Genomic DNA, 25,598 nt, shown 5'->3' on the forward strand with positions numbered 1-25,598 from the left:
CCGTGCCATTCTCACCATAGACAATGGGCGCAGCGGCCTGTTGCCGCCGCGCCCATTCATGTTCGTGCACTCAGGGCGAAGGGACGATTTCGCTCAGGCGAAGCGGAAATCGTCGGCGCTCAGGGAGAGCAAATTCGCTTCGTGAAGCGTCAGCGATGTCTGGGCGTCGACCGTGATGACGACATCATCGCCGACCTGCGCGGATGCCGCGATCATCGTACCGAAATCGGCGAACAGGCTATCGCTGAAGCTGATGATATCGGTGTCGGACGATCCGAAATCGGTGATCGCGTCGCGACCGAACCCGGCAGCGAAATGGAACGTGTCGGTTCCCGAGCCGCCGGTCAGCAGATCGTCGCCGGCGCCGCCCTCGATCCGGTCGTCGCCCGAGCCAGCTTTCAGCACGTCGTTCCCGGCTCCGCCGCGCAGGATGTCATCTCCTGAGCCGCCGGACAGCACGTCGTTGCCAGCGCCACCGTCGAGTTGGTCGTCGTTGGAGCCGCCATTGAGGATGTCGTCGCCCAGGCCGCCGGCGAGCGCGTCGTCACCGGCGCCGCCGGTGAGCGTGTCGTTGCCTGCGCCACCATCGAAGCTGTCGTCGCCGTTGCCGCCGGTGACGATGTTGTCGCCGTCACCAAAAAGCAGGTTCTCGATGCTGGTGAACGACACAATTCCGAGGCCGCCACCCGAAATCCGACCCGAGGCCAGATCCGCGAAGAGCGGGCCGGTCGCAGCGGACACATCGAGCGTATCGTAGCCGTCACCGCCGTCGATGATGTCATGGCCGGCGCTGGCCTTGATGATGTCATCTCCCGCATCGCCGAAAATCACGTCGTCGCCGGCTCCACCGTCGATGATGTCTTTGCCCGCGCCGCCGCTGATCGTGTCGTTGCCGGTTCCGCCAACAAGGGTATCGTCCCCGTCACCACCGTCGATGACGTCGTCGCCGGCGCCGGTATAGATGATGTCGTTGCCGGCACCACCAAGGACGTGATCGGCGCCCGCGTCGAGATAGATCTGGTCGTCTCCCTCGCCGCCATCGATCTCGAAATCGCCCCAGGAGGTTGCGGTGACGAGGTCGTTGCCCTGGCCCAGCAGGATCTTGCCGACCACCTTGGCGCCGACATAGAGATTCACATGGTCGTCGCCGGCGCCCATATCGACGGCCGCGCCGCCGGTTGCCGTGATCAGGCCGGAATTGCCCAGCTTGTCGTTGCCGCCGCCCATCGAGACGCCGCCGACGATATGGCCGCGGCTATTGTTGATGACCTCGTCGGCGTAGTTGCCGACGAGGTTGATCGCCTCGTTGCCGCGCAGGTCGAACCGGGCCGCATCTGCCGGAGCGACATTCGCGGGCCCGTGACCGTCACCCTGGATCAAGCCGTCATTGACCACCAGGGTCGCGCCCAGGGCGTTCTGGTTGCTGGAATTGTCGACCTGGATGGCGCGCCCATAGCCGTAGATCTTACCGGCGCTGTTGTTGATGATGGTGCCGCCGCCGACGGCGATGCCTTCCGAGACATTGGGCTCGCCATCGTGATAGCCGTTGGCGCCGAGGCCCTCGACGGTGCCGTAATTGTTGAGGAACAGCAGGCCGTCGACATCGATGGCATCGCCGTCGCTGTCATCAAGCCCGGCCGAGCGGCCCTGCATGACGCCGTGGTTGGTGATGTTGACGCGATCGGCTTCCGAACCGTCATTGTCGATGTTCACGGCTGAGCCGTTGCGGCCGATCATCGTGCCGTTATTCACGACGGTGACGGCATGGTCGCCGGTCACGGCATGACGAGCGCCGTCGAGCAGGCCGCCGACATGGTTGCTGACCTTGCCGCCGGTCTCGCTCTGGAAGTCGATCAGGTCGCCGCCGCCCACCGCCCCGGCTTCCGCCGCGATCGTGCCCCAGTTGTTGACGATGCCGTTCTGGCCGGGGCGGATCACGTCGGTGTTGGTGCCGTACTGGCGGATGACACCGCCGGCCAGGTTGTTGATCGTGGCGCTTGCGCCGTTGTTATCGAAGCTGCGGAAGTCGATCACGCGCCCGTTGGCCTCGATGAGGCCGGCATTGTTGAGGGTGATGGACGCAGTTGCTTCGCCAGCCTGGCTCGGATTGATCGCGCCACGCAGCACGCCGCCAGCGGCGTTGTCGAATGTGAGCGAACCCGATGCATTCGCGGCTGTCTGGAAGAGGCGGCCACCTGCATCGACCGCGACAAGCCCGGCATTGGTGAAGACGGCATTGCCGCCGCCAGCCCAGGTCACAGCGTTGTTGGCAACCGTCAGCTTGCCGCCGGCATCGATACCGATGCGGTCGTCGCCGTCGATGACGACGCCGGTCGTCACGGCCGCGCCGTCGCGTATGGCGATCTCGTCATAGCCGGCGCTGCCTGCGACCGACCAGCTTCCGCCTTCGACAACGAGGCGCTCGACCCCGCTGGGAGCAGCGAGCGAACCGGTCCCGGTTCCGGTCAGCTTCACCGTGTCGCGGCCCGAGCCGCCATCGATGCTGGCCGCAGCCCCTGCACCGGCCTGGATCTCGATGCTGTCGTCACCCGCGCCGCCGATAGCCATGTCGCCGGCTCCGGCGACAATGCGGTCGTTGCCAGCGCCGCCGTCCAGAACATTGGCCAGGTTATTGCCGATCAGAACGTCGTCGCCTGAGCCGCCGATGACGTTCTCGATTCCGGCGAGCCGGTCTTTCGCGATGCCGTCGCCGGTCGCCTTGCCCGTGCCGAGATCGATCGTGACGCTCGCGGTCTCAGCCGAGTAGTCGACCGTGTCGATGCCGTCGCCGCCATCCAGGAGGTCGTTGCCGGCGCCGCCGATCAGGGTGTCGTTGCCCGCGTCCCCGAAGAGGAAGTCGTCGCCGCGACCGCCGATCAGGCGATCGTTTCCGTTGCCGCCCTGAAGAGCGTCGTCGCCGGCGCCGCCGTCGAGCAGATCGTCGCCATCGCCACCCCGGACGAGGTCGTCGCCGGCGCCCGCCAGAACGATGTCGTTGCCCTCTCCGGCATCGACCGAGAGATCCTGCTCGGCTGCAGTCGCCGTCAGCTTGTCGTCGCCCGTGCCGAGACGGACCTCGCCATACAGCTGCGAGCCTTCGAGAAGCGTGACCTCGTCATTGCCTGCGCCGGTGTCGATGGCAACGCCGTCGCTGCCGATGATGGTTCCGGAATTGGTGAACTTGTCGTTGCCGCCGCCCATCGAGACGCCGCTGAGCAGGACGTCCGTGTTGCTCAGGCTGTCGTCACCTTCGCCGAATGCCGGCGAGCTGGCCAGTGCAGGCTGCACGTCGACGTTCAACTGAGCGACAGCCGCCTGCGGTGCGTTCTGTTCCGCGGCGGCAGTGGAGGTCGAACTCGTCGCAAGGCTGCGGGCGGACATTCCGCCGCCGGGGGAACCATTGTCGATAGGGGCGGCCACCCGGGCGGACGAGGTCTCGCTCTCGGCCGATGACATGCTGACGATCGACGGCGCGATGAAGTCGTTGGATGCCGAATCAAGCAGGCTTAGGCTCGTCGAGCTGCCAAGGGAGGTAGGCGAGCTGCCGACGCTGCCGGTCGTCTCGACGTCCTGCTGATTGGCCGGGGCCTCTCCCGCGGCAAGTCCCTCGACGGTGACGGTCGTGCCGGCCGGGATGTCGCGATTGGCGGTCCATGTCCAGCTCGCGGCTTTTCCGCCGTTCAGGCCATCAGACCCGTCATTCACGATGGTGATCACATTGCCGGCGAGCACAGGCTCGATCACGGTGAAGACGATGCCATTGCCGGAATCGGGGCTGTAGCCGACGAAACTGACCGAACCAGCGGGACGCGTCATTGTGTAAATCCTTGTAGCCAGATGCGCAGAGGGAAGTGCTCGACCTCAGCCGAGCGCGGCCCGCACGCTGCGAGCCCTTGGGTGCGTTAATGACTTGTTAAGGATGACAGTTGCTTAACGGTTTCTTGACCGATCAAAAAATATCCGCGCCGAGCGAGCATCGCCCTCGGAATACGCAGAAAGGCGTCCGACGAATCGCGATTCTTTTATATTTCTCGCCTGATCCGAGAAAAACTTCCGGACTTCCGTTGGGGTATCGGAGCGGGTCTGGACCGAGTTTTCTGAACAGTTCTTCCTGAATCGGCCGGATGGCCCGCAATATATAAGGTAATATTCTGAGGTTGCGGCCTCGTCGATGGGGGGTATCGCTATTTTCGATGGCCCTCCCGGTGATGATTTCACCGGTTTGTCATCTCGCCTGCCTATCTGCTGCGGCCATTCATCGAGCGCGACAGTTTCGCCGGGAGGCCGCTGGGGCATTCGATGGATGGTTCTGGGGTCCTGGCGGGAGCGCGCCCGCAGGCTCTCTTTTGTTCAGTATGCGTCCGGAAAACATCCCTTGCTTCCGAAATCTTCCAAGAATGCCGCGAACGAGGCCCTGGCCTCCTGCCGTTCGGCCTTCCTCGCGGTGGCGCTGTTCTCCGCCCTCGTCAACGTGCTGATGCTGACCGGCTCGATCTACATGTTGCAGGTGTACGATCGCGTTCTGCCTTCGCGCAGCGTGCCGACGCTCGTGGCCCTCTCGCTCATCGTGGCAGCGCTCTTCATCCTGCTCGGCGTCTTCGACTGGCTGCGCCAGCGCATCCTGAGCCGCGTCGGTGTCGAGCTCGACCGCAGGCTTGGTGGGCCCGTGCTCGGCGCGATCCTCAGCGGGCAACTCCGCGGGACGCCCGGCGGCAGCCAGCTTTCGCGCGATCTCGACAGCGTCCGCGGCTTTCTCTCCGGCATCGGCCCGATGACGCTGTTCGATCTGCCCTGGATTCCGCTCTATGTCGGGCTCTGCTTTATCCTTCATCCCTATCTCGGCTGGACGCTCGTCGGGGGCGCCGCGATTCTGCTCGTGCTGGCTCTGCTGACCGAAATCCTGTCGCGCCGGCCCAGCGCCGATGTCGCGCGGTCGGGCGGCGAGCGGGCCGCTCTCATCGAGGCGGTCCGGCGCAATGCGGAAGCCGTGGCGGCGCTTGGCATGGGACAGCGCATCACCCGCCTGTTCGAGCGCATCAACGATCGCCACGTCACCTCCAATCTCGGCGCAGCCGACGTCACCAACGGGCTAGGAGGGATATCCAAAGTCATTCGCTTCATGCTGCAGTCCGCCATGCTGGGCGTCGGCGCCTGGCTCGTGATGCATGATCAGGCGTCGTCGGGCGTGATGATCGCCTCGTCGATATTGAGCAGCCGTGCGCTGGCGCCGATCGAGCTGGCGATCAGCAGCTGGCGGCCGTTCATCGGCGCGCGCCAGGCCTGGCGCAGGCTGCAACTGGCGCTCGTCGCTGTGGAGGAGGCTCCCCAGGTGGCGCCTGACCGGCCGACACAACGCCTGACGCTCGATCATGTTTTCGTCGCGCCTCCCGGCAGCCAGACCCCGACCGTCAAGGATGTCGGCTTCACGCTCGAGGCCGGACAAGGCCTGGCAGTGATCGGCCCCTCCGCCTCGGGCAAATCGACGCTGGCGCGCACGCTTGTCGGGGTCTGGCCCGTGCAACGTGGCAGCCTGCGCCTCGATGGAGCCACGCTGAACCAGTGGCCGGAGGAGACGCGTGGCGCGATCATCGGCTATATGCCGCAGGACGTGCAGCTCTTCGCCGGTACGATCGCCGAGAACATCGCCCGCTTCGACCCCGCGATGAGCGAAGAGGCCGTGCGTGACGCGGCCAAGGCTGCCGGCGCCTATGACCTGATCGTCGGCCTGCACAAAGGCTTCGAGACGCCCATCGGCGAGGCCGGCGGTGTGCTGTCCGGCGGCCAGCGCCAGCGCATCGCTTTGGCGCGGGCGCTCTATCGCGATCCGTTCCTCGTCGTCCTCGACGAGCCCAATGCCAGCCTTGATGCCGACGGCGACGCCGCGCTGACCGCCGCGATTGCCGGCGTGCGGGCGCGCGGCGGCATCGTGGTGGTGGTCGCCCACCGGCCTTCGGCGCTGGCAAGCATCAATCAGGTGCTCATCCTCGCGGACGGGCAGGTCCAGGCCTTCGGCCCGAAGGAGGAGGTTCTTCGCAAGAGCCTCGTCGGCAAGCCGGGCATGTCCGACATCGTTCCGTCCACCCCTAAGATCGTGATGACAGCCGATGCGCGCGGTTAACGAGAACAACGCCGACGGCAGGTCGGCATTTCCGGGCGCCACTGCTTCAGCAGGAGCAGAGCGACCTAATCCTCGCCGGGATATCCGCCGCGCAACCCTGTTCGGTGTCGCGACGATTGCCGTGCTCCTCGGCACGGTCGGCCTGTGGGCAGCGACGGCTCCGCTCTCCGGCGCCGTGATCGCGTCCGGCAAGATCGTGGTCGAGAGCAATGTGCGTCGCGTCCAGCATCCCTCGGGCGGTGTCGTCGCGGAGATCCGGGTCAAGGAAGGTGATCGCGTCAAGGCCGGCGACGTCCTCGTGCGACTCGACGAGACCAATGCCAAGGCAAGCCTGGCGCTGATCGAGATCGAACTGCGACGCTTCCAGGCGCGCAAGGCTCGCCTCGAGGCGGAACGTGACGGCCTGTCCGAGCTGGAGTTCCCCGAGGAACTGCGTGGACGCGCCGGCGATCCGGCGGTGCTGCAGGCAGTTGCGGGTGAGGTCCGGCTGTTCCAGTCACGCCGCTCGGCCGCGGATGTGCAACGCTCGCAGCTTCGCGAGCGCATCGCGCAGTCCCATGAGGAAACCATTGGGCTCGCGGCCCAGATCGAGGCCCGGCGCGCGCAGTCCATCCTGATCGGACACGAGCTGGTGGGGGTGCAGAAGCTCTATGATCAGAGCCTCGTCGCGCTGTCGCGGCTGACCGCGCTCCAGCGCGAGGCTTCTCGCCTGGTCGGCGAACAGGGCAGCCTCGTATCCGACACGGCGCGGGTGAAGGGGCGGATTGCCGAGGTCGAGCTCCAGATCGTTCAGATCGACCAGGATCTGCACCGGGAGGTCGCGACCGAGTTGCGCGATGTCGACGGCAAGATCGCCGATCTCTCCGAACGGCGGATTGCCGCCGTTGACCAGCTGTCGCGCATTGAAATGCGTGCGCCCCAGGACGGCGTCGTGCATCAGCAGATCGTCCATACGATCGGCGGTGTCATTGGGCCGGCCGAACAGATCATGTTGATCGTGCCGGAAACGGACGGGCTGGTGGTCGAGGCCAGGGTCGAGCCGACGATGATCGACCGTTTGCGGATCGGGCAGGGCGTGGTGCTTCGGTTTCCCGCATTCGACGCCGCCACGACGCCGGATCTGCATGGCGAGCTGAGCCGCGTGTCCGCCGATGCGAGCACCGACCCGCAGACCGGCGCCTCCTACTTCACCGTGCGGGCGACGCTCGGGCGAGCTGAAATCGGACGCCTGGGCGGCAAAGTTCTGGTACCCGGCATGCCGGTCGAAGCCTTCATCCAGACCGGCTCGCGGACGGCGCTTGCCTATCTGGTCAAGCCGATCGAAGACCAGCTCGCGCGCAGCTTCCGCTACTGAAGCCCGTCACTACGATCTCCGGCGGCTGCCGCGACGCGTAGGCGTCGTCGGCGCAGCGGAAGAAGTCAGCGATCATGGGGACCCGGCGCCTCTCGGCAAGGCAGACGACATATTCGTTGATGACCGTACGGGCGTCGGCAAGGAGGAGAAAGCGCAGCCGCGTGTCGAAGCCGAATTCGAGATCGGCTACGGCTCCCATGCCGAAGCCGGCCGCGACCGTCTCGCGCACGCCGTCGCGGGTCGACACCTCCATGATGTCCCCGAGGGTCACGCCATGGTCGGCAAGGATCTGTTCGAAGACCTCCCGCGTGCGCGAGCCGCGTTCCCTCAGCACGAAGGGCATGCCCTGCAGATCCCTGACGTTCAGGATCTCCCTTTCGGCCCAAGGGTGATCCGCCGGCATGAAGACGCCGACAGCCATGGTCGTCAGCGGCTGGACGTGAAAGCGGCTGTCCTTCGGCAACTGAGCGGTGATGCCGACATCGGCACGGTAGTGGACGACCTGCTCGATCACATTGTCCGAGTTGTGCAGCTGAATAGAGAACACGAGTTTCGGCCGGCGCCGGCGCAACGCCTCCAGGATCGGGAGCGAATGGGCGGCGCCGTCGGAAGCCAGCCGCAGCCGCCCACCTTCGGCGGCGGGACTCTTGAGCATCTGGCTGGCCTCGGACAAGGCAGAGAACAGCCGGGACGTTACCTGATAGAGCGCCTCGCCATCCGCCGTCAGGGTCACGCCGCGTGGGCCGCGTTCGAACAGGACGACGCCGGAGATCGCCTCGAGCTGTCGCACCTGGCCGGAGAGGGCAGATTGGCTGGCCGCCATTTCCCGTGCCGCCTGCGAATACCCGCCTGCCGTAGCGACGGAGTGAAACGCTCTAAGCTGCGCGACCGATGCCATAAATTTACTTCTCCGTTTCGCCAAAAATATCGCCTGTTATTTAAATATATCAACGGATCTCATAATTTATGACGAAGATAATGTTGGTGCATGTCGGTATATTTGTCGGCTATATTCGATAGGCATCGCCATACGGCTGTTTAAAAACTCAATATATCTGCTAAGCGATTTTTTTAACGATACGTCACATCGATTGCCAAGCCCTGCTCCCGGGTTTCGAAACGGCCCGATGCTTCCCCGGCGTCAAGGCATATTTATTCGGCAGCGAGGCGTGTCTCGTGGCCACGATCACCAGTTCCATTCTCGCTTACATCGCCAAGCGCGGTTCAGAAGACCGCGTCATCGACTTCGACACTGTGTTCTCCGGTGCGGGCTGACCTATCCGGTCAAGAACAGCGACCCGAGCGTTGCCGATGCGGCAATCCAGGGCAGCACGTCGGTCAGCACTGCCATCACCACTGCCAAGCAGATCGGAGCGGATACCGTGTTCAGCGTCGATGCCGAGACGACGCTCCCTCTCAAGGGCGTCGACCTCGCCAACCTCGCCGCAGACTATTTCCGCTTCGTCTGAACGACAATCGCTCGAACATCGCGACGACAACGAGGGGCGCCGAAAGGCGCCCCTTTTGCATGAAGCCGCTCGGCCCCCTTGCGTTCTCAGCGGGCTGGACTCACGCCGCCTGGGAGCTCGCTACCGGCATCACATTCTGATTCATGCGAAACAGGTTCGACGGATCGTAGCGCCGTTTCAGCTGGGCAAGGCGGTGATAGCTGCCGCCATAGGCCTCCTGGACGCGATCCGCCTCGTCTGCCGGCATGAAATTGATATAGGCCGTCCCGGCGGAATGTGGCCGCGTCGCCTCGAAGAGTGCACGGGCCCAGCCGATGCAAGCCTGATCCATGGCCTGTTCGCGCCAGCGCGCATGAACGTTCATGACGAAATGGGAGCTGCGCTGCGGAAACGCCGTGGCATCGGCCGAGACGCGACCTGCCGCACCACCGACATGGGCTATGAAAACCTCGCATTCCGGGCCCGGAAGACGGCGCACGGCGCCCGTCAGGATTCCCAGCGCCGCGTCCGAGAGATCGGTAAAATCGTGGCTCTTCCAGTAGTTGCGGGCGCCGGGCGTCAGCAGGGGATCGAAAGCCTGTTGCCATGCCGCGAAAGGGGCAGGGCCGACCACATCGACGATCGGCGTTCCAATCGAGCGCAGCCTGGCGGTCGCTTTTTCACCCTCAGTGATGTCGCCGCAATAGCACATGGCAAGGATCAGCACCTCCTTGCCATGCCATTCCGCCGGAAGGAACGGCAGGGGAGGCGCCTGTCGCATCACGGCCCAGCATGTCAGCTCGTCGGGCGCGACCTCGAGTGCCTGACGATAGTCCTTCAGCACCATCTCGGCGTCACCGAATGGATGCACGACGAGGCCCGCCAGGACCTGGGGGCCGAGCTTGTGAAGCCGGAATTCGAACGCTGTCACCACGCCGAAATTGCCGCCGCCGCCGCGCAACGCCCAGAACAGGTCCGGATTTTCAGACCCGCTTGCCCTCCTGAGTTCGCCATCTGCCGTAACGACCTCGACCGACAACAGGTTGTCCAGGGTCAGGCCAAACTTCCGCGTGATCCAGCCAAACCCACCACCCAGCGTCAGCCCGGCAATGCCGGTCGTCGAATTGATGCCCGTCGGCACGGCCAGTCCAACCGCCTGCGTTTCCCTGTCGAGATCGGCGAGGGTTGCTCCCGGTCCGACCCAGGCACGTTGCGCCGCCGCATCGACGCGGACCGATTTCATCTGCGAAAGATCGATCATCACCCCGCCATCGCAGACGGCGTTTCCGGCAATGCCATGTCCACCACCCCGGACCGAGACGAGCAACCCGTTATCGCCGGCAAAGCGGACCGCGCTGACGACATCGGCAGCATCCGCACAGCGGATGATCAGGCCGGGCCTGCGATCGACCATCCCATTCCAGATCGCACGCGCTTCATCATAGGTTGCGTCGCTCGCATCGAGAATGCTGCCGCGAAGTTGCGAGGCCAGCGCTTCGATCGCCGGAGCAGCGATGATCGTCTTTCCGGCCGCCAGTGTCGTAAGGCTGTGGGCAGGCATGAGAATTCCTCCCGAATGGGTGATTTGAGTCTTGCCCCCCGGCCGCCGGCAATCTGCGCCGTTTCATGGCTCCGCTCAGTGATGCAGGTCACATAGGCCGGGAGCCCAGGGCGCGGCTGCATGCCCTCGTAAACTCTGTCGATGACTGGAGATCTGGGGTGCCCGGACAGCGGCCGGTCGACGTCACTTCAGCCGCGCAGTCCCGATGCGATCGGGTTGGTGAACGAGGCGATGGCCGGCAGCAGGCTGAGAACGGAGCCGACGACGAACAGCACGCCGATCTGCAGGAATTCGGGCCGGCCGAGCGATATCGCGAGACGAAGGCCGGTCTGCGCCTCGATCAGGCCTGACAGCACGCTGGCGGCAGCGCCGCCGAGCAGCAAGCCGGCGATGCAGCCGAGCGCCATCAGCGCGGCCATGCCAAGCCAGATCACGAGCAGGACATAAAGCCGGGGCGCGCCCATCGCGCGCAGGACGGCGTAACGACGCCGGCGCAATCCCGTCACGGCGATCAGCAGGAGCAGGATCGAGGCAAGTACCAGCGTCGCGTTGAGCGTGGAGGCGAGGACGAGCACGCCGCGGGCATCGCCGAGCGCGCGATAGATCCCGACCAGGACCTCGGCGGGAAAAAACGCCATCGTCCCGCCCTGGCGGTATTGGCTGCGCAAAGCATAGGCTCCGGCGATGCTGCGCGGCTTGACGACGATCGCGGGCACGCCGGGGATGGTCACACCATCGAAGGGCGGGCCGATCGTCTCCGTTCCCGCCGCATGTCCGTTGCCGAGCCCGTGAACCTCCCAGACGCTCTCGATCGGCACCAGGATCGCGCGATCCCAGGGCGATCCCAGCGGCGGCAGGCGCCCCACGATGGTATAATCGTGGCCGGCATGGCGATGGCCGGCCTCGTCGGCATCCGCCTCGCCGGGCTTATGCGCCTGGCCCGCCACACCATGCGAAGGCGTGATGCTTTCGCCGAGCCGGTAATCGACATCGGCGCCGATCATGGCCTCGCCCTCCGCCGCGAAGAGGCGTCCCTCGCTGGGTGCGATGCGGCCCCAGCGCGCGGCAAAGGCGGCTGTCGTGCCGATGATCGGATAGCCGCGGGTGACGTCTCCGAAGGCGATCGGCGCGAAGGCGGCGACACGATCGTCCTGGGTCAGCGACCTGAGCACGCTTCCCTCCATCAGCGGGATAGCGTCGAGTTGCAGATAGACGGTCGACATCAGCAGTTGCGCCTGACTGCCCGGCGCGCCGATCAGGAGGTCGAAATCATCGGCTGCCGCGGCCGAACTCTGCCGTAGCGCGCGCTCCTGGGCGCCGATCGCTACGCCGATCGCGACTGCAAGAGCCACCAGCATGACGATCGCAGCCGCGGTCCAGCGCAGCGCGCGAAGATCGGCCAGGACCATCGCGAACGGATTCATGCGACCAGCTCCCGTAGCGGGGAGGTGGTTTCGATGTCGAGCCGCCGCTCCAGCCGGGCCAGAAGCGCAGCATCATGCGTGGCGCAGATCAATGTGGCGCCCGCCTCATTGGCCGCATCCACCAGCAAGGCGCCGACCTCATCGGCATGGGCTGCATCCAGGCTGGCAGTCGGCTCGTCGGCGAGAATCAGGGCGGGACGTCGGCATACTGCGCGTGCGATCGCGACGCGCTGCTGCTCCCCGCGCGAGAGCACACCCGTTCGGCGGCGCAGATCGACGAGGCCCATGCGCGCGGCGATCGCAGCGGCACGCTCCTGTTCGGACCGGACCACGCGCCAGGAGGAGAAGCTCGCGGGCAGCGTGATGTTGGCGAGGATGTCGAGTTCCGGGATCAGGTGAAAATCCTGAAAGACGAAGCCGAGCGTTTCAAGACGCCAGCGGTCGCGGCTGGCGGCGGGCAGGGCGGAGAGTTCAGTCTCGCCCCATGAGACCGTGCCCGTGCTCGGTACGATCAGCCCGGCGATCACGTGCAGGAGCGAGGTCTTGCCTGAGCCCGAGGGGCCGCGCAGCCCGATATGCGCGCCGGAAGGCACGGTGAGGTCGGGAATGTCGAGGACACGAAACGGGCGCCCGTCGCCGCCGCGATGGTCGAGCGTGACGCCAGACAGCCGAAGCGCCTTGGCGGTGGCGCGATCAGGCGAGTGTGAAGCTGGCATCGACGAGTCTGATCTGGCTGACGAAGCCGGTGTCGCGATCCGTGGCCGAACCGATCTCAAGCCGGCCGGATACGACGACCTTGCGGCCGGCGCTGACCATCGGCGTGATCTCCTTCATGAAAACGACGACGATATCGACCGGCCAGTCGGCATCGGACTGGCAGAACGGGCAGATCGCCAACGGCTCTCGCGTCAGCACGAAGAAATGGCTTTCCGGCTTCAGCGGCGGCGCCATGTAGCCGGTCAGGCGCACCCCCTGTCCGCGCAGCGCCGTGACACGGTCGGAAAACTGGAAGCCGAGCACGCCGAAGGATTTGTAGAGGCCGTCGAAGGCGATCTGCGCTGGCTCCGCCGCGAAGGCAGGCCCGCAAAGCGTCGCCGCCGCGAGACCCATCAGGGTCACGCGGCGGGTGGTCAGCATTTCCTCGCGTTGCCGTTGCATCGCTCGTCCTTGTCGGCGGATGGCCGGCTCACTTGCCGCCCAGTGCCAGCGCCTCTGCCATGACGCGGAAAACATAGGTGTTCGGCTTATGGCCGCGGAACTTCTCCGCTCCGGGGCCCATTGCCGTCAGGACGACGTCGTCGGCGGAATGAACTCCCGTATTCGAGTCGAAGGGCAGGTTGCCGGCCTTGCGCGTGGCCAGCGGCCCCGAGCAATCGGCCTCATTGGCGATGTTGGTCTTGCCGTCGGGGCCCTTCACGGCCGGAACGCGCTCGCCGCCCATGGACGGCCGGCCGATATCGCAGGTGTCCGGATAGGAACCGAAGACCACCGCCAGGCGACGCGAGGTGTCGACATTGGTCGGATAGCCCTGGGCATCGAGCGGGCCGTAATTCGGCGGGACGGATTCGGCGTAGACACCGAGCTTGTCGCGCAGGAGCTGGCCCGGCCGCTCGTCGTCATAGGTTCCGATGATCGAGACCGGATGGGCGTGGTCGGCGACGACGATGATCAGGGTGTCGTTGCGCTCGCCGGCGAAATCCTTGGCGACCTTGACCGCGTTGTCGAGCATGATCGTGTCGAAAACCGAGCGCTCCCAGTCGAGCGAATGACTGTATTTGTCGATGCGGGCCGACTCGACCATCAGGAAGAAGCCGTCCTCATTGCCCTTCAGCATGTCGATCGCGGCCTTGGTCTGCTCGACCACATCGGGCTGATCCGGGAACTTGCCGGTGCTGCCTTTCTTGGCCAGGCGCAGATCGAAGGCGCCGTCGATATTGCTGGTGTTGTAGAGCCCGAGCAGCTTCTTGGAGCCGCCGGCGACGGCAGCGTTCATCTCGGCCTTGGTGGTGGCGAGGGCGTAGCCGGCGTCCTTGAACTTCGCGATGAAGTCGAGATCGTCGGTGCGCTTGGAGCCCGGAGTCGTCTTGGGCAGGAAGTTCGGCGAACCGCCGCCCATGATCACGTCGGGCTGCACCTCGTGGAACATCTTGACGATGTCGTTGAAGTCCGAGCGGCGGCGGGTATGCGCCACCATCGAAGCCGGGGTCGCATCCTCGATCTCGGAATTGGTGACGACGCCGATCGCCATCTTGTTGCGGCGCTTGATCACTTCCGAGATGGTCTCGACCTTGGGATGGTCGAGCGTCAGGGCGTTCTTTGCGCAGTAGACGCCGAGCGCATTGACGCAGGATTTGTGGCCGGTGGTGTAGGCATGGGCCGCATTGGCGCTGTCTGTCACCACCGAGTCGCTGCCGGAGGTCGAGATCAGCGCCATGTTGGACATGTCGTCCATGGCGAGCTCGCCATTATAGCGGCCTTCTTCCCAGCCCTTGGACAGGATGCGCGCCGCGGTGCGGTGGGCGACCGACATGCCGTCGCCGACGAACAGGATCACGTTCCTGGCGCGGCGCGGCTGCGCGGTGGCGAAAACCTCCCACTTGACCGTCGCCTTGTTGGCACCTTGTGTCGCCTCGACGACATAATTGCCGGCCGGCAGCGTCGCGCCGCGCAGCCACAACGCCGAATGCTTCTGGCCTTCCTCGCTTTGCATGAAGGTGGTCGGCTTGCCGAAGGTTTCAGCCGCCGGCTTGCCGTTGATCGTGACCGCAACATCGGCCGAGGCGGGCGCGTTCGGGAATTCGACCTTGAAGTCGAAGCGCGAGCCCTCGAGAATTTCGGCACGGTTGATCGGGTAGATCGTCTGCGCGGCCACTGGGGCTGCTGCGAAGGCGGATCCGATTGCTATCGCATGCCAAAGCGTTTTCAGTTGCATCCCCAACCTCCGATGATCCGTGATCCCATGGATGTGATGAGCTAGTTGCAGCCGCGCATGACAATATGGCGACGGCTGGCGGTCGATCCGGAGCGAGGCATCCGGCCCCTCGGCCGAACGACAAAAAGGCCCACGATCACCGCAGACGGCGTTCGCGTGCAGATCAGTTCGCGCGGGGCGTCTGCGGAGGCTCGCGGTGAGCGGCTTCATCGCAACGTCATTCGCAGCGGCGAGATTGCCGGTGGCTGCGTCTTGTCCCGATTCTTTCCCTTGAAAATGAAGACTTCAAAGGCCCGCATTCATGATGAACGATCTGGACCGCATCAAAGCCGAGATCGCCGACAACTTCGACGAAGAACTCGAACTGCAGCTCGAAGAAGAGCGGATCGACGGCCTCGTTCTGGAAGGTCTTGCTCCGGGCGGTCCTGCGCTGGACCGACGGATCTATTTCCGGGAGCTTTTTCGGCTTCAGCACGAGCTGGTACGGCTTCAGGACTGGATCCAGTACAAGAAACTCAAGGTGGTCGTTCTCTTCGAGGGGCGCGACTCCGCTGGCAAGGGCGGCGCCATCAAGCGTGTCACCCAGCGGCTCAATCCGCGGATATGCCGCGTCGTCGCATTGCCCGCACCGACCGAGCGCGAGCGGCATCAATGGTATTTCCAACGCTATGTGCAGCACTTGCCCACAGCCGGTGAAATGGTGCTGTTCGACCGCAGCTGGTACAATCGCTCCGGTGTCGAGCGTGTCATGGGCTTCTGTACGCCCGATGAGCTCGAGGAGTTCTTCCGCTCCGTTCCCGATTTCGAGCACATGCTCGTCCGGTCCGGCATCATCCTGATCAAGTACTGGTTCTCGATCACGGATGAGGAGCAGGAGTTCCGCTTTCGCATGCGGATCGAGGATCCCCTGAAGCAATGGAAGCTCTCGCCGATGGACATGGAAAGCCGCGTCCATTGGGAAGACTATACCCGCGCCAAGGAAGAAATGTTCGACCGCACCCATACGGAGCACGCCCCGTGGTGGGTCGTTCAGGCCGTCGACAAGAAGAGGGCGCGGCTCAACTGCATCGCTCACCTGCTCGGCCAGATTCCCTATGAGAGCGTGCCGAAGCAGGAGATCAGCCTGCCCGAACGTGTGCGCAATCCCGACTACACCCGTCGGACGGTTCCGCCGGAGCTTTACGTTCCCGAGACCTACTGAGGCTGATCTACTGATCGGCTAAGCGAAAAGGCCCGGTCGGAGCGCGACCGGGCCGAACTGCTTTGCCGGGCCGGCATCGCCCGGCGTCTCGATGAACCCGAGCATTTCGCGCGCCGCGGCGCCGCGTTAACGGATTACTGACCCAAACAGCCCAGACTCATCTGTGATTCGGCAACAAGTGAGATCGAGATGGGTCAAATTCTGCAATTTCGGTTGCCGACGCGCCAAAATGAAGCCAGCAGCGTAGCCAGCCTTGATTTGCTGTCGGCTGTGGACTTTGCCCTTCGTGATCTTGCCGATATCGCAAGCCACATCACGCTCGATGCGGTCCGCGAGCAGGCCATCGCCTGTCGCCAGATGCTCGAGGAGGCCTATCAGGCGGAGCTCGACGGGGTGGCCTGACGCGCTGCCAGGGCATCGGCTCGAAAAGTGGGATGCGGTTGTCGCGATTTAGCGAGGCGACAGGGCCGCGTAATAAGCTGCCAATGCAACGATTTCGCCGGTCGTCATATCCCGCGCCATGAACCGCATCTCCTTGTGAGCGCGCTTTCCTGAGCGGAAGGCCAGCATCTGGTTGACGAGATAGCGCTCATTCTGCCCGGCGAGATGCGGCACTTCCGTATCGCGGGCAATGCCGTCATCGCCGTGGCTGGCTGCGCATTGCTCGATGAGCGTCTGGCGCGGTTCGGCGATGGCGGGGCCCATCAGCACCACCGCGGCAAGTGCAGTCCAACGGAACATCCGAACGCTTGCGGCTCGCGTCGGCGAGAGCTGCCTCATCACGAGCCGGTTTCGCTCGGTGTTTTCGCGGCGATGAGATGTTCGGCGGTTGCGATCGCGCGTTCCCGTGCGTCGGGGAACGTCATGGCCGCCAGAAGTGCGGGCACCCAGGGCGGAACCGGCACTTCGTCCTGAAGCCATTCGTGCACGCGCTTGATCCGGCCATTGCAGAACAAATCGGCGAATCGGCCGGCGGTCAGGTTCACATCGTTCAAGCCGAACTGAAACTGAGCTCCATCGATATGCAGAGCCTTGGATTTTGGTATTTCGAGCCGACGGCTCATCGTTCTGGTTCCTTCTGTCCCGGAGTAGGCCCCGCATCTGCTTGGATAGGACTGCGGGTTCCCAGACGTTCCAACCGTGCTCAATAGCATTCTTGTCCCCCAGACAAGAGCGCTGAGGACACTCCTGGGGTCGGAACCCTGCAATGCGACGCGCGTGCGGCTCGATTGGCCGTCGATCGCCCCTGGGCTGGTCGGCCTGTCGCCAATGACCAAAAGAGTCCGCCTCGCCGGTCAACCCTGCTGAGCGGTGTCTCGCCGACACACTGACAAACTGTTCAGCGTCACGACTTCCACCCGGTCGCGCCCGGCGCGCTTTGCGACATAGAGCGCTCGATCCGCGGCGAGTTGCATCTCGGCCGGATCCAGAGGGCCGGCCCCCGCGCAGACGCCAACCGAGATCGTGATCTTGTCGAGCCCGGTCTGGAGGGCGCTCCACGGCAAGGAGGCGACCGCCTGCCTGATCCCGGCGGCAAAGCTTCGCGCTTCCTTCAGGCCGGTATTGCTCAGGACGACCCCGAATTCCTCCCCGCCGATCCGGGCGACGAGAGCCTTGGCGGCCGGAACGACCGCGGCGATCGCTGCGGCGATGCTGTTCAGGCAGGCGTCGCCTGCGGGATGGCCGAAGCGGTCGTTGATCGCCTTGAAGTGATCGACATCGACCAGAATGAGGCCCAGCGACTGCTGGCGCGCGGCCTCTAGGGCGAGGGCATCGGCGAACCGTCGGCGGTTCGCCAGCCCCGTCAGTGCATCGGTCGTCGCCAGGCGCGACAGCTCGGCATTCGCTCGCCGCAGCGCCTCCTGCGCCTCCAGGATCTCCTGTTGCTGACGCTTGTTGGCGGTGATGTCGGCATGCGTGAAATAGCCAAGCCCGTCATCGGCGTGACGGACGATCACGCGCCGCCAGCGATTGCCGGGAAGCTCGACCTCGAACGGGGCGCCATCATAGCGGAGCCCATTGCGGATCGTGGCCCGCAGCGCACCGGTTGAGGGGCCAAACCGCCAAGCTTCCGCAATGATCTCGTCGAGGGTCAAACCGACGATCACGCGATCATGTGGGATGTCGTAGAGGCGGCGAAACTCGGCATTGGTCGCCAGGATGCGGTCGTCGGCGCTGAGAATGGTCGCGCCGTCGGGAATATACTCAAGCGCATCGAAGACCGGTGCCGGTTGCCGCGTGGTGGCGCCTTCAAGAACGATCTGCTGCCAGAGGCGCAGGCGGCTGCCGCCTGGCGCCTCCAGCGAGGAAACGCGAAGGCGGCGGTGCCGGTGCGTGAATTCATAGGGCTGCGTCTGGTTCTGATGCCGGGCAATCCCTTCGGCGACATAGCGCTCGATCTCGCAAACTTCATCGGCGCCGAGCCGGCCCCGATAGAAGCGCCGCAGATTTTCCGCATAGGGTTCGCCGACATGAACATGGGCGGCGTGCTCGGGGAAAAATTCGGTGAACGTGCGGTTCCAGGCGGTGGTGCGATGCTCCAGGTCAAATTCGCACGCTGCGATACCAAGCGCGTCAAGAGAGTCGCATAGGTATGCCGTCAGGATCATACGTCTTTGGTAGGCGCGGTCTGTTAACAAGACGTATCGGCGGAACGCTGGAATAGAAGGCGGTCGGCCGGACGTCAGTATCCGCCCAGCGATTTCTGCGTCATGTCGTACCGGAAGCCGCGATCGCAAGCGTTGTCGATCAGTTTTTATTCAAATGGAATCCGGTGCGCTCAGTACTTGATCACGCCAAAGCGCCTGAAGGCATCGTGGATGCGGTCGGCATAGGCGTTGAAGCTCGGATAATCGCCGAGATGGGCCGGACGCGGGCGGGGCAGCTCGATCGCGATCTCGTCGACGACACGACCGGGCGTCGGCGACATCACCAGCACGCGGTCGGAGAGACCGATCGCTTCATCGATCGAATGGGTGATGAAGACGACGGTCTTGCCGGTCTCCAGCCAGAGCATTTCGAGGTCGTGGCGGATCTGCGTGCGGGTGATCGCATCGAGCGCACCGAAGGGCTCGTCCATCATCAGTACGGACGGGTCGTGGATCAGCGCACGCGCGATCGAGACGCGCTGGCGCATGCCGCCCGAAAGCTGCTTGGGATAGCGGTCGACCGCATGGCTGATGCCGAGTTTGGCGAAAAGCTCGAGTGCCCGTTCGCGCGCCGGACCCAGCGGCAGGCCGCGGATCTCCGCCTGCAGCATGACGTTCTCAAGCGCCGTCCGGAATTCCAGCAGCAGATGGTCCTGGAAGACGATGCCGATATCGGTCAGCGGCGAGGTCAGCGCCTTGCCGTTGACGAGAAGCTCGCCCTGGCTGATCGGAATCAGCCCGGCGGCCATCAGCATGAACGTGCTCTTGCCGCAGCCGGAGGGGCCGATCAGGCTGACGAATTCGCCGCTCTTGATGTTGAGGGTGAGGCCATCGACGGCAGTGAAGCCGCCGAAGGTCTTGATCACGCCGCGTCCTTCGATGGAGGCGGCGGAGGTGGCTGGGGTCATAATCGTGTCTTTCGCAGGAAACGCGGTCATCCCGGGGGACCGAAGGTCCACCCGGGATCCATTCCCCGACCTTTCTGAGAGGCGGTCTGGAATGGATCCCGGGTCTGCGCTTCGCTACGCCCGGGACGACGGCGCGCTTTGGTTTACCGACGTCGAAACCGGAAGAACTGCTACGAACAGGCCGGAGCCGAGGCCGGGAGCAGCTCGGTCGTGTAGTAATCGGTGATCGGCTTGTCCTTGGGCAGGCCGAGATATTGCGTCAGCAGGTCGAAGCTTACGGTCCAGTTCTTCTCGGGCACCTTGCCGAGCGAGGCCGCGCCCGGGGCGCAGAGCAGCTTGTTGACGACATCGAACTGGGCGAGCACCTGCGCCTTCTTCACCGAAGGGAATTGCGCGACGACCGCATCGGCGGCAGCGTCGGGGTTCTTGCGTGCCGCATCCCAGCCCTGCAGGCTGACTTCGATGAACTTCTTGTAGAGCTCGGCATCGGCCTTGATCTTGTCGTCGCGGGCGATGATCGAGAGGCCGACGGTGGGCACGCCGACATCGCGGTAGAAGATGTCGCGCACTTTGAAGCCGCGCTCGCGGATCTGGATGGAGTGGAAATCGGCGCCGCCGAGGATCGCGTCGACCTTCTTCTCGAGCAGAGCGCCGACGAAGGCGCCGGGATCGATATTGATGACGTCGACCTTGCTCTTGTCGATCTGGTTGGTGGCGAGGATCGCGTCGAGCAGCGTCGTCTGCGCCGTGCCGGGCTGAACCGCGAGCTTCTTGCCGATCAGGTCCTTGGGAGAGCTGATGCCGGTCTCTTCCAGCGAGATGATGGCGAAGCCATTGGTCTGGAGCACCGGCGCGATGATCTTCACCGGTGCGCCCTTGGTGCGCAGCTGCATCGCGGCGGGCGCGTCGGCAAAGCCGATATCGGTCTGTCCCGTCGCGACCATCTGCGCGGTCGTGCCCGAGCCCTTGCCTTCTTCGATCGTCAGGTTGATCCCGGCCTTCTCATAGAGGCCGAGCTGCTTGGCCATCATGAACCCGGCATTGGGCGCCGCCGCCAGGAAGTTCAGCGTGATCTTCATCGGCTTGCCCGCGCCTTGCGCGAAGGCCGTCGTCGCGCTCAGCGCCAGCATGGCTGCGGTGGTAATCAGCGTGCGTCTGTTCATGGTGTCCTCCCGAATTCCCGGTTTCTCCGGGTTGATGGTTGCATTCGAATTCAGCCTTCGCGTTCTGCTTTCGCACGCGCTGCCTCAGCTTTTCCGTTGCCAGGGCATCAGCAGCACCTCGAGCCCATCGACGAGGTAGCTGAACAGGATGCCGACGACGCTGAGCGCGACGAGACAGGCGAAGATCAGCGGCATGTCGAGGAAGCTCGTGCCGCGCAGCAGCAGGTAGCCGAGCCCGGCATTGGCGCCGACGAACTCGCCGACGATCGCGCCCGTCGCGGCAAAGACGGCCGAGACCTTGAGGCCGGAAAAGATATAGGTCAGCGCCGCCGGCACGCGGACATAGCGGAAGGTCTGCCAGGCCGACGCGCCCATCGAGCGGGTCAGATAGAGCACGCGCTCGTCCAGCGCCCTGAAACCCGTCATGCTCGCGACCAGCGTCGGGAAGAAGCAGAGCAGGAAGGTCAGCAACACCTTCGGAAACAGGCCGAATCCGAACCAGACCACGAAAAGCGGCGCGATCGCGATTTTCGGCACGAGTTGGAAGAACACGATGACCGGATAGATCGCCTTCTCCAGGATCTTCACGGAGACGATGATGTAGCCGAGCGGGATCGAGATCACCGCCGCCATCAGGAAGCCGAGGACGATCTCGTTGCCGGTCACCAGCGTGTGCTGGAAGATCAGCGCCCGGTCCGTCCAGAGCCTTTCGAAAAAGGCGCTTGGCACGGGCAGGATGTATTCGGGGATGCCCGCCAGAGGCACGAGCCATTCCCAGGCCAGCAGCAGGACGGCGAAGCTCGCCAGCGGCCAGGCGATTGCCGAAAACCATTCGCGCGCCTTGTTGGGCTGGGCTGCGCTGACGGGATGGGGAGCGATGGCGGTCTCGCCGGTCATGCCGGAGTTCCTGCTTGAAATGTCGAATGCGGTTGGTCGTTGAGGGCCGGCGCCTGCAGCTTCTGGATCTGCCGGCGGCGCAGCGGCCAGATTTCGGCCATCTCGCGCGCGGCCTTGCGCAAGGCGTCTGCGATCACCGGGCGCCTGTCCTCATGCATGCGGGGCAGGGGGCCGGCGACACTCAGCGTGCCGGCGACCGGCGCGTCCGGTTCGGTGCTGGATCGGAACGTCGTCGCCATGGCGACCGTGCCGATCTCGCCCTCCTCGACGGCGAGCGCGATGCCGCGCTGGCGTGTCTCGGCGAGATGGGCGCGCAGCGTATCGACATCGCCCAGCGCGTTGGGGCCGGTGCGCCCCTCGGCGCCGAAGCCGCGTGCGCAGACGATGCGCAGCGCCTCGGCTTCCGGAAGCGAAGCGAGCCAGGCCTTTCCGGTCGCGGTCGCATGCAGGACGATGGCTGTTCCCATCGGCGGCTCGTAGCGAAGTCCCGCTGTTGCGCCCTGGGCCCGGGCGATCCAGACGAGGGTTTCGCCTTCGATAATGGCCAGGCGGCAATATTCGCGGGTGTCGCGGGCAAGCCGGTCGAGCACGATCTGCCCGGCATCGGGCAGGCCGCGCTGGTCGAGATCGCGAAAGGCGAGCTGCGAAAGCTTGAGCGTCAGAGCATAGGCGCCTGAACTGCTGTCCTGGGCGACGAAGCCGCGCTCGGTCAATGTCGCCAGCAGGCGGTGCGTGGCGCTGAAGGGGAGATCGAGACGTTCGGCGAGCAGGCTGAGATCGACGCCATCGGGCTCCCCCGACAACGCCTCCAGCACCTTCAATGCCCGCTCCACCGCTGCGATCGTCACCAGCTCCGCCCTGTCGTTTTTTATTTTTGGAAATGATTTCCAATTCAGAATTTCATTTCGTATATGTGCCGGCAGAGGCGGAGTCAACGCGCCTCGGCAGGGAAGGTCGGGGGAGAGCGCATGAGCTTGGCGGGCGAGGGAGCGGTCGCGATCTGGCATGACATCGCGCCGGAGGGCCGGGAGGATTTCTATGCCTGGCACGGGCATGAACACATGCCCGAACGTGTGGGGATTCCCGGTTTCCTGCGCGGCCGCCGCTATGTCGCGATCGAGGCCGATCTCGAATTCTTCAACCTCTACGAGGCCCTGAGCGTCGAAACGCTGAAGAGCCAGGACTATACCGCCCGCGTCAACGCGCCGACGCCCTGGACGCTCTCGGCCGTGAAGCATTTCCGGTCTGTCGCTCGCTCGATCTGCCGCGTCGCCCACAGCGCGGGACCGGCGCAAGGCGGCTTGATCGCGACGCTGCGCTACGATGTGTCCGATGAGGCCGGCGCGGCTCACAAGGACACTTTGCTGCGCCAGACCATTCCCGATCTGCTGGCCAGGCCCGGCGTAGCGGGTGTCCATCTGCTCACCGCCGATGCGCAGGCCAGTGGTGTCGCGACCGCCGAGCAGAAGGCGCGTGGCGTCGCCAATGCCGTTCCCCGCTGGGTGCTGCTGGTCGAGGGCTGGGGCGATGAGGAGGCCTTCGTGGCATTGGCCAAGGCTGAACTCTCGGCCGCAAAGCTCGATGTGATTGGTGGGGAGGGACCCTATTCGCTTGGCCTCTATCGTCATCAGGTCACCCGCACCAAGACGGCCTGGAGCGCCGGCTGATGAGCGCGCGCTATGATCTGAAGGGCCGCACTGCGGTCGTGACGGGCGCGGCCGGCGGACTTGGGCGAGGAATCGCCCGGGCCTTCATCGAAGCTGGGGCCAGCGTCGAGCTGTGGGATGCCAATGAAGCCGCATTGGCCGAGGCGGCCGCGGAGCTTGGGCCATCCACCGCGACGCGACAGGTCGACATCACACAGGCAGCGGCTGTCGACGAGGCCGCGGATGCCACCTTCGCCGCCCATGGTCGCATCGACATCCTCGTCAACAATGCCGGGGTGCTCGGCGAGGTGAAGCCGGTCTGGGAGACCTCGCCGGAGAACTTCCAGCGCGTGCTCCAGGTCAACCTGTTCGGTGCCTATCTTGTCACGCGTGCCATTGTCGGGCGCATGCGGCAGCAGGATGCGCGTGCTTCGACTGTGACGCCGCATCCGTTGCGTGGCCATGTCGTCAACATCGCCTCGATCCAGGGCAAGGAGGGCATGGCGCTGGCTGCAGCCTATAGCGCCTCGAAAGCCGGATTGATCGCGCTGACCAAGAGCGTCGCCAAGGAAACCGCGCGCGACGGCATCATCGTCACCGCGATCACGCCAGCAGCAGCAGAGACCGCGATGGCCAAGGAAATCTCGGCCGCGCGCCGCGCCGATATTCTCGGTCGCATCCCGATGGGCCGCTTCGTCGAGGTCGAGGAGGTCGCGAGGATGGTGCTCTGGCTCTCCTCCGACGAATGCTCGTTCTCGACGGGCGGCATTTTCGATCTGTCCGGTGGCAGGGCAACCTACTGACGCGATAGACCGATCGCGAAGGCGCTCATGCCGGCCATGCAGACCGTCAGCCTTGTCCTTACCCTCAGCCGACCTTACAATATCTGCGTCCGTTGGGGTGCCGTCGAGGCTGAGAGGTGCGCAGGCGCCAACCCATCGAACCTGATCCGGGTAATGCCGGCGAAGGGAACGGTCTTCGGCTCGTAGATCACCCGCTACCCGCCATGATCGCTGTCTTTGCCGGAAGCATGGGAACGGCATGGCAGATTTGTCGACACGAGAAGGGCAGGTTCAACGCCATCCCGACAGGACAGGCGTGGGCGTCCATGTCGAGATCATCGGCGCAGGCGTCGTCGGCCTCGCCTGCGCGGCGGAACTGCTCGATCGCGGCGCCAGCGTCACGTTGCATGAACGCGGGGCGTTTGCCGGCGCGCAGGCCTGCTCCTGGTTCGCAGGCGGCATGCTCGCGCCCTGGTGCGAGGGCGAAAGCGCCGAGGAGCCGGTCATCCGGCTGGGCGGGGAGGCGGCCGACTGGTGGGAACGCCATGTCGATTGCGTCGTCCGCAATGGCACGCTCGTGCTGGCGCCGAGCCGGGACCGCAGCGAGTTGCGCCGTTTCGGCCAGCGAACATCGCATTTTTCCGAACTCGACGGCGACGCCATCGCCAGGCTCGAACCCGATCTCGCGGGGCGTTTCTCGAAGGGCCTGTTCTTCGAAGGCGAGGCCCATCTCGATCCGCGAAAGGCGCTGGCGGGCCTCACCGAGCGCGTGCTCGCGGCGGGAGCGACGATCCATTTCTCCAGCGAAGTCCGTGCCTCCGACCTGTCCGGCGCCGTGGTGCTCGATTGCAGGGGGCTTTCGGCGCGCGACGAGCTTGCCGATCTTCGCGGCGTCAAGGGCGAGATGCTGCTGCTGCGAAGCCGCGACCTTCACCTCGGCCGGCCCGTGCGTCTGCTGCACCCGCGTATCCCGCTCTATGTCGTGCCGCGCGCCGACGGCATCTTCATGGTTGGCGCTACGATGATCGAAAGCGCCGACCGCGGCCGAATCTCCGCCCGTTCCATGCTGGAACTGCTTGGCGGGGCCTATGCGCTGCATCCCTCCTTCGGCGAGGCCGAGGTGGTGGAGATCGGCGTCGACGCCCGCCCGACCTTCCCCGACAACCTGCCGCGCGTGATACGGCGCGGGCGGGTGATTCACATCAACGGGCTTTATCGGCACGGCTTCCTGCTCAGCCCCGCCATGGCGCGGATGGCGGCGGATGCCGCTCTCGACCCGGCCCGCATTCTGGAGAATTTGCATTCTGGAGAATTTGCATGACTCTGCTGCTTAACGGGCAACCGCAGGAGGTTGAGGCCCGGACCCTCGCCGAGGCGCTGGCCGAGCTCGGCTATGCCGACAAGGTCGTGGCGACGGCGGTCAATGGCGAGTTCGTCAGCGCGCGGCTGCGCGAGGGCGTGACATTGAGCGACGGCGACCGCCTCGAGGTCGTCGCTCCCATGCAGGGCGGCTGAG

The 25,598-nt window shown here is 64.9% G+C and carries 23 protein-coding genes and 1 riboswitch; of the genes, 9 read left to right on the forward strand and 14 right to left on the reverse strand.

The genetic code is table 11. The features are described from left to right. Nucleotides 1-93 precede the first annotated feature (93 nt). On the reverse strand, nucleotides 94-3,816 hold the full coding sequence (locus C4S73_RS19430; protein WP_103874180.1) for a beta strand repeat-containing protein: 3,723 nt from the start codon (nucleotides 3,814-3,816) through the stop codon (nucleotides 94-96). A 487-nt stretch (nucleotides 3,817-4,303) separates the two neighbouring features. On the opposite strand from C4S73_RS19430, the gene C4S73_RS19435 reads away from it, so the two are divergent. Both C4S73_RS19435 and C4S73_RS19440 read left to right on the forward strand, forming a co-directional pair. Beyond that, complete coding sequence (locus C4S73_RS19435) at nucleotides 4,304-6,118, forward strand: type I secretion system permease/ATPase (RefSeq protein WP_103874181.1); 1,815 nt, start codon at nucleotides 4,304-4,306, stop codon at nucleotides 6,116-6,118. Beyond that, entirely contained in the window at nucleotides 6,105-7,472 is a 1,368-nt protein-coding gene (locus tag C4S73_RS19440) for an HlyD family type I secretion periplasmic adaptor subunit (protein ID WP_103874182.1), read from the forward strand. The genes C4S73_RS19435 and C4S73_RS19440 overlap by 14 nt, the downstream gene beginning before the upstream one ends. Here C4S73_RS19440 and C4S73_RS19445 read toward each other — a convergent pair. Continuing rightward, nucleotides 7,429-8,370 carry a LysR family transcriptional regulator gene (locus C4S73_RS19445; protein ID WP_103874183.1) on the reverse strand — a complete coding sequence of 314 codons (942 nt, stop codon included), beginning with the start codon at nucleotides 8,368-8,370 and terminating at the stop codon, nucleotides 7,429-7,431. The genes C4S73_RS19440 and C4S73_RS19445 overlap by 44 nt on opposite strands. A gap of 271 nt (nucleotides 8,371-8,641) precedes the next feature. Here C4S73_RS19445 and C4S73_RS27995 point away from each other — a divergent pair, with 271 nt between their 5' ends. Then, nucleotides 8,642-8,941, forward strand: a complete 300-nt coding sequence (locus C4S73_RS27995) for a hypothetical protein (protein ID WP_146071437.1) — start codon at nucleotides 8,642-8,644, stop codon at nucleotides 8,939-8,941. A gap of 100 nt (nucleotides 8,942-9,041) precedes the next feature. On the opposite strand, the gene C4S73_RS19450 is transcribed toward C4S73_RS27995, so the two are convergent. From C4S73_RS19450 to C4S73_RS19470, 5 genes are all read right to left on the reverse strand, one after another. Further along, entirely contained in the window at nucleotides 9,042-10,481 is a 1,440-nt protein-coding gene (locus tag C4S73_RS19450; RefSeq protein WP_103874184.1) for an FAD-binding oxidoreductase, read from the reverse strand. Between the two features lie 188 nt (nucleotides 10,482-10,669). Next, nucleotides 10,670-11,905 (reverse strand): FtsX-like permease family protein, encoded by a 1,236-nt coding sequence (locus tag C4S73_RS19455; RefSeq protein ID WP_103874185.1) that lies wholly within the window; start codon nucleotides 11,903-11,905, stop codon nucleotides 10,670-10,672. After that, nucleotides 11,902-12,621: an ABC transporter ATP-binding protein gene (locus C4S73_RS19460; RefSeq protein WP_103874186.1), complete on the reverse strand. Its 720-nt coding sequence runs from the start codon at nucleotides 12,619-12,621 to the stop codon at nucleotides 11,902-11,904. Before C4S73_RS19460 ends, C4S73_RS19455 begins: the two co-directional genes overlap by 4 nt. After that, a complete protein-coding gene (locus tag C4S73_RS19465; RefSeq protein WP_200828052.1) occupies nucleotides 12,599-13,063 on the reverse strand; it encodes a hypothetical protein in 465 nt (154 codons plus the stop codon). Before C4S73_RS19465 ends, C4S73_RS19460 begins: the two co-directional genes overlap by 23 nt. 28 nt (nucleotides 13,064-13,091) lie before the next feature. After that, entirely contained in the window at nucleotides 13,092-14,777 is a 1,686-nt protein-coding gene (locus tag C4S73_RS19470) for an alkaline phosphatase (protein ID WP_342210583.1), read from the reverse strand. Nucleotides 14,778-15,138: 361 nt separating this feature from the next. Between C4S73_RS19470 and ppk2 the strand changes: the two genes are divergently transcribed. Next, complete coding sequence (gene ppk2 / locus C4S73_RS19475; RefSeq protein ID WP_103874188.1) at nucleotides 15,139-16,038, forward strand: polyphosphate kinase 2; 900 nt, start codon at nucleotides 15,139-15,141, stop codon at nucleotides 16,036-16,038. A gap of 189 nt (nucleotides 16,039-16,227) precedes the next feature. Beyond that, nucleotides 16,228-16,440, forward strand: a complete 213-nt coding sequence (locus C4S73_RS19480; RefSeq protein ID WP_103874189.1) for a hypothetical protein — start codon at nucleotides 16,228-16,230, stop codon at nucleotides 16,438-16,440. A gap of 48 nt (nucleotides 16,441-16,488) precedes the next feature. Here the strand turns inward: C4S73_RS19480 and C4S73_RS19485 are convergent, their stop codons facing one another. The 7 genes from C4S73_RS19485 to C4S73_RS19515 all read right to left on the reverse strand — a co-directional run bounded on the left by C4S73_RS19485 (nucleotide 16,489) and on the right by C4S73_RS19515 (nucleotide 22,502). Further along, entirely contained in the window at nucleotides 16,489-16,779 is a 291-nt protein-coding gene (locus tag C4S73_RS19485) for a c-type cytochrome (protein ID WP_146071438.1), read from the reverse strand. A 38-nt stretch (nucleotides 16,780-16,817) separates the two neighbouring features. Further along, on the reverse strand, nucleotides 16,818-17,102 hold the full coding sequence (locus tag C4S73_RS19490) for a hypothetical protein (protein WP_103874191.1): 285 nt from the start codon (nucleotides 17,100-17,102) through the stop codon (nucleotides 16,818-16,820). 231 nt (nucleotides 17,103-17,333) lie between these two features. Beyond that, nucleotides 17,334-18,647: a GGDEF domain-containing protein gene (locus C4S73_RS19495; protein ID WP_103874192.1), complete on the reverse strand. Its 1,314-nt coding sequence runs from the start codon at nucleotides 18,645-18,647 to the stop codon at nucleotides 17,334-17,336. 170 nt (nucleotides 18,648-18,817) lie between these two features. After that, a complete protein-coding gene (locus C4S73_RS19500) occupies nucleotides 18,818-19,594 on the reverse strand; it encodes an ABC transporter ATP-binding protein (protein WP_244595681.1) in 777 nt (258 codons plus the stop codon). A gap of 170 nt (nucleotides 19,595-19,764) precedes the next feature. Further along, the gene (locus C4S73_RS19505) at nucleotides 19,765-20,757 is read right to left on the reverse strand and encodes an ABC transporter substrate-binding protein (RefSeq protein ID WP_103874194.1); all 993 of its coding nucleotides are present in this window, start codon (nucleotides 20,755-20,757) and stop codon (nucleotides 19,765-19,767) included. A gap of 84 nt (nucleotides 20,758-20,841) precedes the next feature. Next, nucleotides 20,842-21,654 (reverse strand): ABC transporter permease, encoded by an 813-nt coding sequence (locus C4S73_RS19510; RefSeq protein WP_103874195.1) that lies wholly within the window; start codon nucleotides 21,652-21,654, stop codon nucleotides 20,842-20,844. Next, nucleotides 21,651-22,502, reverse strand: a complete 852-nt coding sequence (locus C4S73_RS19515; protein ID WP_103874196.1) for an IclR family transcriptional regulator — start codon at nucleotides 22,500-22,502, stop codon at nucleotides 21,651-21,653. Before C4S73_RS19515 ends, C4S73_RS19510 begins: the two co-directional genes overlap by 4 nt. Before the next feature lie 120 nt (nucleotides 22,503-22,622). Between C4S73_RS19515 and C4S73_RS19520 the strand changes: the two genes are divergently transcribed. The 4 genes from C4S73_RS19520 to thiS all read left to right on the forward strand — a co-directional run bounded on the left by C4S73_RS19520 (nucleotide 22,623) and on the right by thiS (nucleotide 25,597). After that, complete coding sequence (locus tag C4S73_RS19520; RefSeq protein ID WP_103874197.1) at nucleotides 22,623-23,321, forward strand: hypothetical protein; 699 nt, start codon at nucleotides 22,623-22,625, stop codon at nucleotides 23,319-23,321. After that, nucleotides 23,321-24,103 carry an SDR family NAD(P)-dependent oxidoreductase gene (locus C4S73_RS19525; RefSeq protein WP_103874198.1) on the forward strand — a complete coding sequence of 261 codons (783 nt, stop codon included), beginning with the start codon at nucleotides 23,321-23,323 and terminating at the stop codon, nucleotides 24,101-24,103. Before C4S73_RS19520 ends, C4S73_RS19525 begins: the two co-directional genes overlap by 1 nt. An 83-nt stretch (nucleotides 24,104-24,186) precedes the next feature. Then, a riboswitch (TPP riboswitch) is annotated at nucleotides 24,187-24,288 on the forward strand. A gap of 53 nt (nucleotides 24,289-24,341) precedes the next feature. Beyond that, nucleotides 24,342-25,403 (forward strand): glycine oxidase ThiO, encoded by a 1,062-nt coding sequence (thiO, locus tag C4S73_RS19530; RefSeq protein ID WP_103874199.1) that lies wholly within the window; start codon nucleotides 24,342-24,344, stop codon nucleotides 25,401-25,403. Then, a complete protein-coding gene (gene thiS, locus C4S73_RS19535) occupies nucleotides 25,400-25,597 on the forward strand; it encodes a sulfur carrier protein ThiS (protein ID WP_103874200.1) in 198 nt (65 codons plus the stop codon). The genes thiO and thiS overlap by 4 nt, the downstream gene beginning before the upstream one ends. Nucleotide 25,598: the final 1 nt, after the last annotated feature.

Origin of the sequence: Allobosea lathyri, assembly GCF_900108245.1 — a bacterium.
Lineage (GTDB): Bacteria > Pseudomonadota > Alphaproteobacteria > Rhizobiales > Beijerinckiaceae > Allobosea > Allobosea lathyri.

Coding starts and splice junctions, on each gene's coding strand:
- C4S73_RS19520 (WP_103874197.1), top strand. CDS start 22,623: ATGAGCTTGGCGGGCGAGGGAGCGGTCGCGATCTGGCATGACATCGCG.
- C4S73_RS19490 (WP_103874191.1), bottom strand. CDS start 17,102: ATGAGCCGTCGGCTCGAAATACCAAAATCCAAGGCTCTGCATATCGAT.
- C4S73_RS19495 (WP_103874192.1), bottom strand. CDS start 18,647: ATGATCCTGACGGCATACCTATGCGACTCTCTTGACGCGCTTGGTATC.
- C4S73_RS19485 (WP_146071438.1), bottom strand. CDS start 16,779: ATGTTCCGTTGGACTGCACTTGCCGCGGTGGTGCTGATGGGCCCCGCC.
- C4S73_RS19505 (WP_103874194.1), bottom strand. CDS start 20,757: ATGAACAGACGCACGCTGATTACCACCGCAGCCATGCTGGCGCTGAGC.
- C4S73_RS19435 (WP_103874181.1), top strand. CDS start 4,304: ATGGTTCTGGGGTCCTGGCGGGAGCGCGCCCGCAGGCTCTCTTTTGTT.
- C4S73_RS19460 (WP_103874186.1), bottom strand. CDS start 12,621: ATGCCAGCTTCACACTCGCCTGATCGCGCCACCGCCAAGGCGCTTCGG.
- C4S73_RS19430 (WP_103874180.1), bottom strand. CDS start 3,816: ATGACGCGTCCCGCTGGTTCGGTCAGTTTCGTCGGCTACAGCCCCGAT.
- thiO (WP_103874199.1), top strand. CDS start 24,342: ATGGCAGATTTGTCGACACGAGAAGGGCAGGTTCAACGCCATCCCGAC.
- C4S73_RS19445 (WP_103874183.1), bottom strand. CDS start 8,370: ATGGCATCGGTCGCGCAGCTTAGAGCGTTTCACTCCGTCGCTACGGCA.
- C4S73_RS19510 (WP_103874195.1), bottom strand. CDS start 21,654: ATGACCGGCGAGACCGCCATCGCTCCCCATCCCGTCAGCGCAGCCCAG.
- C4S73_RS19440 (WP_103874182.1), top strand. CDS start 6,105: ATGCGCGCGGTTAACGAGAACAACGCCGACGGCAGGTCGGCATTTCCG.
- thiS (WP_103874200.1), top strand. CDS start 25,400: ATGACTCTGCTGCTTAACGGGCAACCGCAGGAGGTTGAGGCCCGGACC.
- C4S73_RS19480 (WP_103874189.1), top strand. CDS start 16,228: ATGGGTCAAATTCTGCAATTTCGGTTGCCGACGCGCCAAAATGAAGCC.
- C4S73_RS19455 (WP_103874185.1), bottom strand. CDS start 11,905: ATGAATCCGTTCGCGATGGTCCTGGCCGATCTTCGCGCGCTGCGCTGG.
- C4S73_RS19450 (WP_103874184.1), bottom strand. CDS start 10,481: ATGCCTGCCCACAGCCTTACGACACTGGCGGCCGGAAAGACGATCATC.
- C4S73_RS19465 (WP_200828052.1), bottom strand. CDS start 13,063: ATGCAACGGCAACGCGAGGAAATGCTGACCACCCGCCGCGTGACCCTG.
- ppk2 (WP_103874188.1), top strand. CDS start 15,139: ATGATGAACGATCTGGACCGCATCAAAGCCGAGATCGCCGACAACTTC.
- C4S73_RS19525 (WP_103874198.1), top strand. CDS start 23,321: ATGAGCGCGCGCTATGATCTGAAGGGCCGCACTGCGGTCGTGACGGGC.
- C4S73_RS19500 (WP_244595681.1), bottom strand. CDS start 19,594: ATGACCCCAGCCACCTCCGCCGCCTCCATCGAAGGACGCGGCGTGATC.